This is a genomic window from Micromonospora musae, assembly GCF_003626635.1.
Lineage (GTDB): Bacteria > Actinomycetota > Actinomycetes > Mycobacteriales > Micromonosporaceae > Micromonospora > Micromonospora musae.
In genome coordinates this window covers 69,950-82,336 of record NZ_RAZT01000017.1, presented here as the reverse complement: position 1 = coordinate 82,336, position 12,387 = coordinate 69,950, and the positions used below count along the sequence as shown (strand labels likewise).

Here is a 12,387-nt window from a genome sequence, read left to right as displayed (position 1 = left end):
CGGTATGTCTGACTCGCCCGCCACCGGCAAGCCTGAGGATCTCCCCGCTCAGGGCTTCGCCTGGTCGAACATGTTCGTCCACCCCGACGCGGACCCCCGTTCCGAGGGCGGCTTCGACGATGAGCGGACGGTCCTCGTCCAGTACCTGCGCGATCAGCGGCTCACTCTGGAGCTGAAGTGCGCGGATCTCGACGCCGAGCAGTTGGCCCGCCGGGCCGTGCCGCCGTCGACGCTGTCGCTGCTCGGCCTGGTCCGGCACATGGCCGAGGTGGAGCGGGGCTGGTTCCGCCGGGTGATGGCCGGCGAGGACGTGCCGCCCGTCTACCGCACGGAGAACGACCGGGACGCCGACTTCAACGGGGCGATAGCGGAGCCCGATGTGGTCGAGGAGGCGTGGCGGGACTGGCGTGCCGAGGTGGAGTTCGCCGAGCGGCTGGTGGAGCGCTCGCCCGACCTCTCTGTCCTGGGCCGCATGCGCGACGGCGAGACCATCTCCCTGCGTGAGCTGCTGGTGCACATGATCGAGGAGTACGCGCGGCACAACGGGCACGCCGACCTGCTCCGCGAGCTGATCGACGGTCGAATCGGGCAGTAGGTGCGGCCGGTCCGAGCTGCGGCCCAGGTGGAGAGTGATCCACTCGAGATCATTGAAGTCGGGCTGTCGAGGGCGGGATGATCGCCCGACTTCCTGGAAGTCGTGTCGATCAAGGGCGGCCGGGGGTGTGCGGCGCGGGCGCCACGGGGGAGGGCGATGAGCGTGCCGGGAGCGGCGGCCACACCGGCCAGTGTGGCCGAGGCGGTGGCCGTCCAGGAGGAGTTGCGGTCGCGGGTGGACCTCGTGGGGCCCGGTCCGGCCGAGCCCGCGACGGTGGCCGGGCTCGACGTCGCGTACGCCGAGAGCGGTGACCTGCTGGCGGCTGCGGTGACGGTGCTCGACACCCGTACGCTCGCGGTGCTCGACCAGGCCGTGAGCGTCGGCCGGCCCGCGTTCGGGTACGTCCCGGGCCTGTTCGCGTTCCGGGAGCTGCCCGCGCTGCTCGCCGCGCTGGACCGGTTGAACACCCGGCCGGAGCTGCTGGTCTGTGACGGGCACGGGTTCGCCCACCCGCGCCGGTTCGGGCTCGCCTGTCACCTCGGGGTGGTGACCGGCCTGCCGGCGATCGGGGTCGGCAAGACGCCGCTGGTCGGTGACTGGGTGCCGCCGGCCGTCGAGCGGGGCGCGTGGTCGGCGCTGCGGGACGGGGGTGAGGTGGTGGGTCGGGTGCTGCGGACGCGTGCCGGGGTGAAGCCGGTCTTCGTCAGCGTCGGCCACCGGATGAGCCTGGAGAACGCCGCCGCCCAGGTGCTCGCGTTGACCCCGCGTTACCGGCTGCCCGAGACCACCCGGACCGCCGACCGGCTCTGCCGGGACACCCTCATCGCGGCGCAAGCCACGGCACCACCCGCGACAGGCTGACCCGCCTCCACACGGCACAAGCCACCGTGCCACGCGCTGGACGTCGCGTGTCGCCGCCGTTCGGATGGCTTCCGGTCGGCGGCGTGACCAGGGGCGGAGGCGCTGGCGAAGGTAATGCGGCGCACATCTGGGCCGCTCTATGACCAGTGCGCCAGGTGGGGCGGTAGTAGCCTGACGCGGGCCCTTACCCGGAGCGAACGGCGAGGTGATCATGGCAGTACGGCGGCACGTGGCGCGGTTCGCGACGGTCGGCGCGGTGCTCGGTGGCCTGGTGCTGCTCGGCGGGTCGCCGGCGTTGGCCGATGACGACTCGGTGCGGGTGGGGGCGGCCAGCAGCTTCCGGGCCGGCGGCTCGGCCCAGGGTGTGAACGTCGAGGTGCGCAAGCGCAGCGACGGTTGCGTGCTGCTGCGTACGACGCTCGGGCTGCGGCTGGACGGCCTTGCGGCGGACCAGGTGAAGGTCCAGGTCAACTACGGTGGGCGCTGGTTTCCGGTGCCTGTCAACGGCGGTGGCGGCGCGGTGAGCACGACGCCGACCGCACCGGCGAAGCCGACGCTCTGCCGGGGCAAGGGCATCACGGTTCGTTACCGGGTCGCCTTCGTGGCCGGAGCACCGGGCGGGCGGCTCAGCGTGACCGGCGAGGCCACCAACGCCACCGGCCGGACGCTGGGCCGGGACTCGGATTCGGCGCGGGTGGAGGGTTCGCGGGTGACGGCGTCACCCACTCCGTCGAAGAAGCCGTCGCCGAGTCCGACGCCGGTGGCCACCGAGGCCACCACAGAAGCTGGTTCGACTCCGGCGGCGCTGGCGGCGCCGACCGGACCGAGCACGACCGACAAGTCCAAGGAGTCCTCCGGTATGTCCCCGATCATGTTCATCGGTCTGGGCCTGGTCGCCCTCGGGGCGCTGCTGATCGGGTTGCTGGTTCGCCGGTCCCGGCAGGACAAGTCGTCCGTCGACGAGCCGGTCATGGCGGCGGGCTACCCGGGTGGCACCACCTACCGCGCCGGGGGCGGCGCGCCGGCACGTCCCGGCCAGGTGTACGGGCAGTCGCCCGCCGGTGGCGCCGTCTACGGCGCGCCCGCGCAGCGGCCCTCGGGCGGCGCCGTCTACGGCGCCCGCCCGGCCGCCGAGCCGGACCGGACCCAACCGGTTCCCGGGCAGCGGGCCGGCAACGACCCTCAGAGCGCGCCGTCGATGCCCGCGCCGGGTGGCGAACACACCGTCCTCATGCCCAGGCTGCCCGACTGACCAAGGCTCGACCGGTGCCCTCCGATACGCTCAGGGTTGCGTGACGACCTGAGGCCGAGGAGTGAACTGGTGTCTGATCTGTCCCAGATCGTGAAGGCGTACGACGTCCGCGGGACGGTGCCTGACCAGTGGGACGAACGGGCCGCCGAGGCTCTCGGCGCCGCGTTCGTCCAGCTGCTGAACGCCACCGACGAGCCGGGCGACGCCGTCGTGATCGGATACGACATGCGCGCCACCTCGCCCGGCCTGGCCGCCGCGTTCGCCGCCGGGGTACGCGCGGAGGGGCGCTCGGTCATCGAGATCGGCCTCGCGTCTACCGACATGCTCTACTTCGCCGCCGGCTCGCTGGACCTGCCCGGGGCGATGTTCACCGCCAGCCACAACCCGGCGCGGTACAACGGGATCAAGATGTGCCGCGCCGGTGCCCGCCCGATCGGACAGGACAGCGGGCTCGCCGAGATCCGCGACCGGGCGCAGGCGCTGCTGGACAAGGAGGAGCCCCGGCCGGCCGGGGAGCCGACGCGTGCCGTGGAGCGGCGGGACATGCTGCCGGGGTACGGGGCGTACCTACGCAAGCTCGTCGACCTGTCGGAGATCCGGCCGCTGAAGGTGGTGGTCGACGCGGGCAACGGCATGGCCGGTCACACCGTGCCGAGCGTGCTCGGTGCCGCCGTGCTGCCGGGGCTGCCGTTGGAGATCGTGCCGCTCTACTTCGAGCTCGACGGCAGCTTCCCCAACCACGAGGCCAACCCGCTGGACCCGGCCAACCTGGTGGACCTCCAGCGCGCGGTGGTGAAGCACGGAGCGGACATCGGGCTCGCCTTCGACGGTGACGCCGACCGGTGCTTCGTGGTGGACGAGCGGGGCGAGCCGGTCTCGCCGTCCGCGATCACCGCGCTGGTCGCGGCGCGGGAGCTCGGCAAGTACCCGGGCGCCACCGTGATCCACGGTTTGATCACCTCCCGTGCGGTGCCGGAGATCATCCGCGAGCACGGCGGGGAGCCGGTGGTGGCGCGGGTCGGTCACTCCTTCATCAAGGCGGAGATGGCCCGCACCAACGCCGTCTTCGGCGGTGAGCACTCCGCGCACTACTACTTCCGGGACTTCTGGTTCGCCGACACCGGGATGCTCGCCGCCATGCACACCCTGGCCGCGCTCGGCGAGCAGTCGCTGCCGCTCTCGGTGCTGGCCGGCGAGTACGAGCGGTACGTCGCCAGCGGTGAGATCAACTCCACCGTGGCGGACCAGGCCGCGGCGATGGCCGACGTACGCGGCGCGTACCCGGACGCCGTCGCCGACGACCTGGACGGCTTGACCCTGCGCTTCCCCGACGGCGCGTGGTTCAACCTGCGCGCGTCCAACACCGAGCCGCTGCTGCGGCTGAACGTCGAGGCACCGAGCCGGGATCGGATGATCTCCCTCCGCGACGAGGTGCTCGACCGGGTTCGCCGATAAGATCGCCTGCGCCGTCGGCACCGCCGACGGTCACGCCGCACACGTGGAAGGAGCCGCGCCGTGGCCCTGGATCCGCAGTTGCTCGAGATACTCGCCTGCCCGGACACGCACCACGCACCGCTGAACTACGACGCGCAGGCGCAGACGCTGACCTGCACCGAGTGCGGCCGGATCTTCGAGGTCCGCGACGACGTGCCGGTGCTCCTGCTCGACGAGGCGCGCGGCGGACCGGGGCAGCAGTCGTGATCGACGGTACCGCCGGAGTCAGTGGTCACCGGGAAGCCGACGAGGCGCTGCTCGACGACGCCGACGCGCTCTCCGAGCGCGACCCGGGCGGCATGCTGCGGCACACAGCCGCGGCGGGTGCGCAGGTCCGTGAGTCGGCCGCGCTCGCCGCCGAGGCGAACCTCTCCGTGCTCGCCGACGAGGGGCGGCCGCGCGCGGTGGTCATCGCGGGCATCGGCACCGCCGGCCGCACCGGCGACGTGCTCGCCACGGTCGCCGGACCGCGCTGCCCGGTGCCGGTGATCGCGCACCGCAGCGCGGGCGTGCCGGGCTGGGTGGGCGCGGCCGACGTGGTCATCGCCGTGAGCGCCTCCGGCCGTAGCCCGGAGGCGTTGGGCGCTGCCGAGGCGGCGCACCGGCGTGGCGCCCGGCTGGTCGCGGTCGGTGCGCCCGACTCGCAGCTCCAGTCGGTCGCCGAGCGGGCGCGCGCGCCGTTCATTCCGGTACCCCGGCGTGCCCCGGCCCGGGCCAGCCTCTGGGCGCTCACCGTTCCGGTGCTGCTCGCCGCGCGTACGCTCGGGCTGGTCAAGGTCAACGAGGCGGACCTGGCCGAGACCGCGGCCCGGCTCGACGCGGACGCCGACCGTTGCCGGCCCACCGCCGAATCCTTCGTCAACCCGGCCAAGTCGCTGGCGCTGGGGCTCGCCGGGTCGATCCCGATCGTCTGGGGCTCGTCGCCGCTGGCCACCGTCGCGGCGCGCCGGTTCGGCGACACCCTCTCGGCAAACGCCCGGTACCCGGTGGTGACCGGGGCGCTGGGCGAGGCCGGGCGGGGCCGGGTGGGCCTGCTCGACGGAGTCTTCGGCGGCCTCGCGGAGGGCGAGCGGGACATCTTCGCCGACCCGGACGAGGAGAGCGACGACGGCACCCGGCTGCGGCTGGTGCTGCTGCGCGACGGCGGGCTGAACGCGGAGGACGACACCGACGAACCGCTCGCCGTGGAGGAGCGACGCGCCGAGGCGGTGCAGACCCTCGCGGAGCGCCGAGGCGTTCGCTGTGACGTGGTGACGGCCGAGGGGGGCTCCGCGTTGGAGCGGCTCGCCTCGCTCACCGCGGTCCCGGATTTCGCCTCGATCTACCTGGCGCTGGCCCACGGGCTGGACCCGATGGCGGTACCGGCCATCACCGAGATGAAGGAGCTGTCGAACCAGTGATCGGACGTTGGTGGTCGGCGCGGGACTCCCGTGGCCGGCGGCCTCGCGCGGCGGAGCCGAGCGGTGGCGTGAGCGTACGCGGTGAGCGGAGCATCCGGCTCGGTGCGGTCGCGGCTCACGGTGTCGCCCGGCGGAGCGGAGCGGCGGCGTGAGCGCCGAAGGCGGGACGAAGGCGATCATCGCCGCCCTGCTGGCCAATGTCGGTATCGCCATCACGAAGTTCATCGCGTTCGCGCTGACCGGATCGTCGTCGATGCTGGCCGAGTCGATCCACTCGGTGGCCGACTCGGGCAACCAGGGGCTGCTGCTGCTCGGCGGGAAGCGGGCCAAGCGGGAAGCCACCCCGCAGCACCCGTTCGGCTACGGCCGGGAGCGCTACATCTACGCGTTCATCGTCTCCATCGTGCTGTTCAGCGTCGGTGGTCTCTTCGCGCTCTACGAGGCCTACCACAAGTACGAGCACCCGGAGGCGATCACCAAGTACCACTGGGTGCCGATCGGCGTGCTGCTCATCGCGATCACGTTGGAGTCGTTCTCCTTCCGCACGGCCATCAAGGAGTCCAACCAGCTCCGGGGCAACCAGTCCTGGGTCAAGTTCATCCGCCGCGCCAAGGCGCCGGAGCTGCCTGTGGTGCTGCTGGAGGACTTCGGCGCGCTGATCGGTCTGCTCTTCGCGCTCTTCGGCGTGAGCATGACCCTGGTGACCGAGAACGGCCGCTGGGACGCGCTGGGCACCGCGATGATCGGCATCCTGCTGGTCACCATCGCCGTCGTCCTCGCCATCGAGACGAAGAGCCTGCTGCTCGGTGAGGGTGCCGAGTCGCACGACCTTGCCGCCATCGAGCGGGCCGTGACCGAGGGTCCCGAGGTCGAGCGGATCATCCACATGAAGACGCTCTACCTCGGCCCGGAGGAGCTGATGGTGGCCGCGAAGGTCGCCGTCATGGCCTGCGACACCGCTGAGGAGGTGGCGCGCGGGATCAACGCCGTCGAGGCGCGGATCCGCGCGGCCGTGCCGATCGCCCGGGTCATCTACCTCGAGCCGGACATCTACAGTGCCGCGGCCGAGCGGGCGGGCACCGGGTCCGCCGCGCCCACCGCGGCACCGCCGACACAGGATGCGGCGGACGAGACGGCCGAACGGCCGGGGAGCTGAAACACGTGGAACTGTTGTACGGCCCTGTTCGGGACTACGCCTGGGGATCGCGTTCGGCCATCGCCGCCCTGCAGGGGCGCCCGGTGCCGACCGAGGGCCCGGAGGCCGAACTGTGGCTCGGCGCCCACCCGGGCGCTCCGGCCGCCGTCGAGCGGGACGGCGAGCGGGTCAGCCTGCTCGACGTACTGGCGGCGGAGCCCGAGCACTGGCTCGGGCGCAAAGGCGTCGACCGGTTCGGCACCCGGCTGCCGTTCCTGCTGAAGGTGCTGGCCGCCGACGGCGCGTTGAGCCTCCAGGCGCACCCGGACGCGAAGCAGGCACGGGCCGGCCACGCCGCCGACATCTCACGTCCGGTGGGGGAGCGCAACTACGTCGACCCGTACCACAAGCCGGAGCTGCTGGTCGCGCTCTCGCCGTTCGAGGCGCTCTGCGGGTTCCGTGACCCGGCGGAGTCCGCGCGGGCGCTCGCCGCGTTCGACGTACCGGCGCTGGAGCCGGTGGTGACGGCGCTGCGTACCGGCCTGGCGGGGCTTCGCACGGCGGTCCGTACGCTGCTCACCTGGCCGCAGGAGGAGCGGGCGGGGCTGGTGTCCGCGGTGGTGGCTTCGCCGGCCGAGGGCCCGGACGCCGATCTGGCCCGGTCGCTGGCGGCGGAGTACCCGGCCGACCCGGGCGTGCTGGTGGCGTTGCTGCTCAACCACGTCCGGCTGGTGCCCGGCGAGGCGATCTGGATGCCGGCCGGCAACCTGCACGCCTACCTGCGCGGCACCGGCGTGGAGATCATGGCGGCCAGTGACAACGTGTTGCGCGGCGGGCTCACTCCGAAGCGGGTGGACGTCGACGAGCTGCTGCGGGTGCTCCGCTTCGAGGTGCTCGACGATCCGGTGGTCGCCGCGCGGCCGGCCGGTGCCGGGGTGGACTGCTGGCGGGTGCCGGTGGACGACTTCGCGCTGCAGCGGGTGACCGTGGGCGGCGAGGTGCCGGAGGCGGAGCTCTCGGTCGACGGCCCCCGGGTGGTGCTCTGCGTGACCGGCCCGCTCACCGTGGACGACGGGACGGGCGTGCTGAAGCTGGAGAGCGGCCAGGCCGCCATCGGCAGCGCGGCCGGCGGGCCGCTGCGGATCAGCGGATCCGGTCAGGCGTACGTCGCGTCGAGTGGCGTGAGCTGACCTCAGGGCGGGGCACCCGTCGGGCGGGTCCACCGGGCTGCTCCGGGCGGTCGACAGGTTCCGGTCGGCAACCTCGACGACGGTTCGCGGCCCGGCGACGGGAATTCCAAGTCCGACTTTCCCGAAATAGCTTGACGCGGGCCTAGCGCAGTGTGACTCTATGAGTACGCAGCGTGATCGCGACGACGGTCCGAGAACGCGCGGGGAACCAAACCGGGGGGATGCACGGGGCGGGCGGATGGTGGACGGAAAGTCCGTTCACGGCCGACCGCCCCGTGCGCTGTCCGCGTCCCGCGCGTCTGCGGGCGGCCGGGGTGCCCACATGCCGGCGCGCGTAAGGTGGAGGGTCGCGCAGCACATCGTCCGACAGGAGCTTCCATGACCAGCACCCTCCCGGCGGCCAGCGGAACGCCGTCCGCGGCCCGGCCGAACACCGTCGCCGGCGGCGACTACAAGGTGGCGGATCTGTCGCTCGCCGAGTTCGGGCGCAAGGAGATCCGGCTCGCCGAGCACGAGATGCCCGGGCTGATGGCGATCCGCAGCGAGTTCGCCGCGGCGCAGCCGCTGGCCGGTGCCCGGATCACCGGGTCGCTGCACATGACCATCCAGACGGCCGTCCTGATCGAGACCCTGGTCGCGCTCGGCGCGCAGGTCCGCTGGGCCTCGTGCAACATCTTCTCCACCCAGGACCACGCCGCCGCGGCGATGGTGGTCGGCCCGAACGGCACCCCCGACGCCCCGGCCGGCGTACCGGTCTACGCCTGGAAGGGCGAGACGCTGGAGGAGTACTGGTGGTGCACCGAGCAGGTGCTCTCCTGGCCGGACGGGCAGGGCCCGAACATGATCCTCGACGACGGCGGTGACGCCACCCTGCTCGTGCACAAGGGCGTCGAGTTCGAGAAGGCCGGCGTCGTACCGCCTGTCGAGTCCGCCGACTCCGAGGAGTACGCGGTCATCCTCGGGCTGCTGCACCGCACGCTCGCCGAGGACGGCCAGCGCTGGACCCGGATCGCGTCCACCATCAAGGGCGTCACCGAGGAGACCACCACCGGCGTGCACCGCCTCTACGAGATGCACCGCGCGGGCACCCTGCTCTTCCCGGCCATCAACGTCAACGACGCGGTGACCAAGAGCAAGTTCGACAACAAGTACGGCTGCCGGCACTCCCTGATCGACGGCATCAACCGCGCCACCGACGTGCTGATCGGCGGCAAGATGGCCGTCGTCATGGGCTACGGCGACGTGGGCAAGGGCTGCGCCGAGTCGCTGCGCGGCCAGGGCGCCCGGGTCGTGGTGACCGAGGTCGACCCGATCTGCGCGCTCCAGGCCGCGATGGACGGCTACCAGGTCGCCACCCTGGACGACGTCGTCGAGCAGGCCGACATCTTCGTCACCGCCACCGGCTGCTACGACGTCATCACCAACGAGCACATGGCCCGGATGAAGCACCAGGCCATCGTCGGCAACATCGGCCACTTCGACAACGAGATCGACATGGCCGGCTTGGCCAAGCGCTCCGACGTCACCCGCGAGAACATCAAGCCGCAGGTCGACCTGTGGCGCTTCGACGACGGCCACGCGATCATCGTGCTCTCCGAGGGGCGCCTGCTCAACCTGGGCAACGCGACCGGCCACCCGAGCTTCGTCATGTCGAACTCGTTCTCCAACCAGACGATCGCGCAGATCGAACTCTTCACGAAGACCGACGAGTACCCGACCGGCGTCTACGTCCTGCCCAAGCACCTGGACGAGAAGGTCGCCCGGCTGCACCTCGACGCCCTCGGCGCGAAGCTGACCACGCTCAGCAAGGAGCAGGCCGACTACCTCGGTGTGTCGGTCGAGGGTCCGTTCAAGCCCGAGCACTACCGCTACTGATCCGACGGGAACCGGGCCGGCCGCGCGAGCGACCGGCCCGGTTCGCGTTCTCGGACGCCCCGCGTCCGTGGCCGGTCAGGGCCGCCGCGTGCCGGGAATCAACCGGGGCCGCGCCGGCTCGGGCGGACCCAGGTCCAGACACACCAGGCGAGCCACGTCAGCGAGACCGCCGTGGCCAGTGCCCGCATCCGCAGCGCGCTCAGCAGGAACACCACGGCCAGCACCGCCAGCCACGGGCCGAAACCCCTCACCGTCGCCGTCCGGGCAGGGCCGGGGCGGAGGCGGCGGAACGGGTGAACAGGTCGTCGGGCATGGTCGTCCTGTCTGCGCGTAGGAATGCTCCGGATCCTTCCACAGCCGCCGGCCGGTCGCGCCGCGCAACCGAGCGGCGGGCGCCTGTCGCGCCCCGGCCCCGCCGGACGGGCACCTGCAACGCCGGCCATCAGTCCGGCCTGCTCGCCTGCGGCCTTCGGTCAGGCACCGTGATGCTCGCCCGCGACGGTCGCCGGACGGACGGTGGGGGCGGTGGGCTGCGCGGGCGGACGTACCACCGGGGGGTTCGACGCGCCCGGCGGCGTGGACTCGGGCGCTGCGGGGCGGATCGCCGCGGTGGGCGGGGCGGCAACCAGCTCCGGCCAGAGCGCCGCGGTGACCGCCCGGCGCTGCTGGAGCCGCTGCACCGCCCGGCGATGCCGTTCGCCGAGCACCGCGGCCAGGTAGACGGTCTCCGGCGCGGCCAACGGCGGAGGCGGCGTGATCACCGCGGCGACCTCGGCCCAGAGGCCACGCGCCAGCCTTGATCGCGCCGGCTCCGCGAACCGGTGCACCCGGGCGAGATACTGCCGCGCGGCCAGCGCCAGGTTGTCGTCGAGCCGGCTCAGGTCCAGCGTGTACGCCCAGTTGACCAGCGCCGGGACCGCGGTCGGGACGGGACGCCACACCGACGCGGTGCGGGTGTGCACGACCAGGGTGCCGGCCACCAGGTCACCGAGGCGACGACCGCGCCGGTCGGTCAGCATCACCGTCACCCCGGCCACCCAGCTGACCAGCGGCAGGATGAGGCCGGGCCACTCCACGGCGACACCGACCAGGGCCCGGGTCAGCGACTGCCGGAGACCGACCGGACCGCCGTCGGCGCTGACCACCCGCAGGCCGACGGCGAGCTTGCCCACCGTCTGGCCGTTGTTGAAGCGCTCCATCAGCACCGGGTAGCCGACCAGCACGAACGCCAGTCCGAGCGTGCCGGTCGCGCTGTTCAACGCCGCGTCGACCAGCTCGAACGGCAGCGCCGTGAACAGCAGCGCGAAGAGCACGGCGAGCAGCAGGGCGGCCACCAGTTGGGTCAGGACGTCCAGCAGCAGGGCGAGCACCCGCGAGCCGAGCCGGGCGACCCGGACCTCCAGCGCCACGGCCTCGCCGCTGACCAGACCGGCGTCGCTCCACGGCACGGCCCGGGCCTCCGGGCGGGTACGGGCCGACGACGGTGGTTGCGCGCTCACCCCGACAGTGAACACTATGATCGCCGGACGGGGGTGCTTGTGGATCTCGACGCGTACGTTGCGGAGCACGGCGGGCAGTGGCGGCGTCTCGAGGCGCTGTGCCAGCGCGGCCGCCTCGACGCCGAGGAGGTCGACGAGCTGATCGCCCTCTACCAGCGGACGGCCACCCAGCTCTCCGTGCTGCGCAGCCGCTCACCCGACCCGGCGCTGGTCGGTCAGCTCTCCCAGTTGGTGCTGCGGGCCCGGTCGCGTATCACCGGCCGCTCGCGCCCGTCCCTGTCGGCGGTCACCCGGTTCCTGGTCGCCGGGTTTCCGGGCGCGGTCTACCGGGCCTGGCCGTGGTGGTGCGGGGTGGCCACCGGCTTCAGCCTGCTCAGCTTCCTCCTGATGTGGTTCGTCGCCGACAACCCGGACACCGCTGCCGCGTTCATCGGTGACGACGCGGCGGCCGAGCTGGTCGAATCGGGGTTCGCCGGCTATTACACCGAGTTCTCCGCGCCGACGTTCGCCTTCCACCTCTGGACGCACAACGCCTGGATCGCCGCGCAGTGCCTGGCGTCCGGGGTGCTGATCGTGCCGGTGTTCTACCTGCTCTGGCAGAACGCGCTCAACGTCGGCGTGGTCGGCGGGGTGATGATCTCGTACGGCCGGGCGGACGTCTTCTTCGGCCTCATCACCCCGCACGGGCTCCTGGAGCTGACCGGGGTCTTCGTGGCCGCCGGGCTGGGTCTGCGTACGGGGTGGGCGTGGATCTCGCCCCCGGCCGAGCTGACCCGGGGGCAGGCGGTCGCCCGGGCGGGCCGCTCCGCGATCGTGGTCGCGCTCGGTCTGGTCGGGCTCTTCGCGGTCTCGGCGCTGGTCGAGGCGTTCGTCACTCCGGCCCCGGTGCCGGTTCCGCTCCGCGTCGGGCTGGGTGCCGCCGTCTGGCTGGCCTTCCTGGCGTACGTCCTGATCCTCGGCCGCCGCGCCACCCACCCCACCCCCACCCCCGCGCCCTCACCTCCACCCCTCCCCGTTGATCATGATGTTGACGGCGTTCTGGATCTCCCGTCGGCCCGTTAACGTCATGATCGACCGGAAGGTCGG

At 72.6% G+C, this 12,387-nt stretch carries 12 protein-coding genes; 10 read left to right on the top strand and 2 right to left on the bottom strand.

Features of this window, described 5'->3' with window-relative positions:
* Positions 1-4: 4 nt before the first annotated feature.
* The 9 genes from D7044_RS27665 to ahcY all read left to right on the top strand — a co-directional run bounded on the left by D7044_RS27665 (position 5) and on the right by ahcY (position 9,802).
* Positions 5-595, top strand: a complete 591-nt coding sequence (locus tag D7044_RS27665) for a DinB family protein (RefSeq protein ID WP_199716790.1) — start codon at positions 5-7, stop codon at positions 593-595.
* A gap of 156 nt (positions 596-751) precedes the next feature.
* Positions 752-1,456, top strand: coding sequence for a deoxyribonuclease V (gene nfi / locus D7044_RS27660; RefSeq protein WP_120673250.1), 705 nt, complete (start codon positions 752-754; stop codon positions 1,454-1,456).
* A 211-nt stretch (positions 1,457-1,667) separates the two neighbouring features.
* Positions 1,668-2,708 (top strand): hypothetical protein, encoded by a 1,041-nt coding sequence (locus tag D7044_RS27655; protein WP_120690665.1) that lies wholly within the window; start codon positions 1,668-1,670, stop codon positions 2,706-2,708.
* 69 nt (positions 2,709-2,777) lie between these two features.
* Positions 2,778-4,163 carry a phosphomannomutase/phosphoglucomutase gene (locus D7044_RS27650; RefSeq protein WP_120690632.1) on the top strand — a complete coding sequence of 462 codons (1,386 nt, stop codon included), beginning with the start codon at positions 2,778-2,780 and terminating at the stop codon, positions 4,161-4,163.
* 60 nt (positions 4,164-4,223) lie between these two features.
* Positions 4,224-4,409: a Trm112 family protein gene (locus D7044_RS27645; RefSeq protein ID WP_076471238.1), complete on the top strand. Its 186-nt coding sequence runs from the start codon at positions 4,224-4,226 to the stop codon at positions 4,407-4,409.
* A complete protein-coding gene (locus D7044_RS27640; protein WP_120673248.1) occupies positions 4,406-5,602 on the top strand; it encodes an SIS domain-containing protein in 1,197 nt (398 codons plus the stop codon). Before D7044_RS27645 ends, D7044_RS27640 begins: the two co-directional genes overlap by 4 nt.
* A gap of 148 nt (positions 5,603-5,750) precedes the next feature.
* Positions 5,751-6,758 carry a cation diffusion facilitator family transporter gene (locus tag D7044_RS27635; RefSeq protein WP_120673247.1) on the top strand — a complete coding sequence of 336 codons (1,008 nt, stop codon included), beginning with the start codon at positions 5,751-5,753 and terminating at the stop codon, positions 6,756-6,758.
* Positions 6,759-6,763: 5 nt separating this feature from the next.
* Positions 6,764-7,927 carry a mannose-6-phosphate isomerase, class I gene (gene manA, locus D7044_RS27630; RefSeq protein WP_120690631.1) on the top strand — a complete coding sequence of 388 codons (1,164 nt, stop codon included), beginning with the start codon at positions 6,764-6,766 and terminating at the stop codon, positions 7,925-7,927.
* A 378-nt stretch (positions 7,928-8,305) separates the two neighbouring features.
* A complete protein-coding gene (gene ahcY, locus D7044_RS27625; RefSeq protein WP_120673245.1) occupies positions 8,306-9,802 on the top strand; it encodes an adenosylhomocysteinase in 1,497 nt (498 codons plus the stop codon).
* 98 nt (positions 9,803-9,900) lie between these two features.
* Here ahcY and D7044_RS32725 read toward each other — a convergent pair whose 3' ends face one another.
* Positions 9,901-10,053, bottom strand: a complete 153-nt coding sequence (locus D7044_RS32725; protein ID WP_199716789.1) for a hypothetical protein — start codon at positions 10,051-10,053, stop codon at positions 9,901-9,903.
* Positions 10,054-10,275: 222 nt separating this feature from the next.
* Positions 10,276-11,301 (bottom strand): RDD family protein, encoded by a 1,026-nt coding sequence (locus D7044_RS27620; protein ID WP_233565145.1) that lies wholly within the window; start codon positions 11,299-11,301, stop codon positions 10,276-10,278.
* Between the two features lie 39 nt (positions 11,302-11,340).
* Between D7044_RS27620 and D7044_RS27615 the strand changes: the two genes are divergently transcribed.
* The gene (locus D7044_RS27615) at positions 11,341-12,363 is read left to right on the top strand and encodes a stage II sporulation protein M (protein ID WP_120690630.1); all 1,023 of its coding nucleotides are present in this window, start codon (positions 11,341-11,343) and stop codon (positions 12,361-12,363) included.
* The last annotated feature ends 24 nt before the right edge of the window (positions 12,364-12,387 follow it).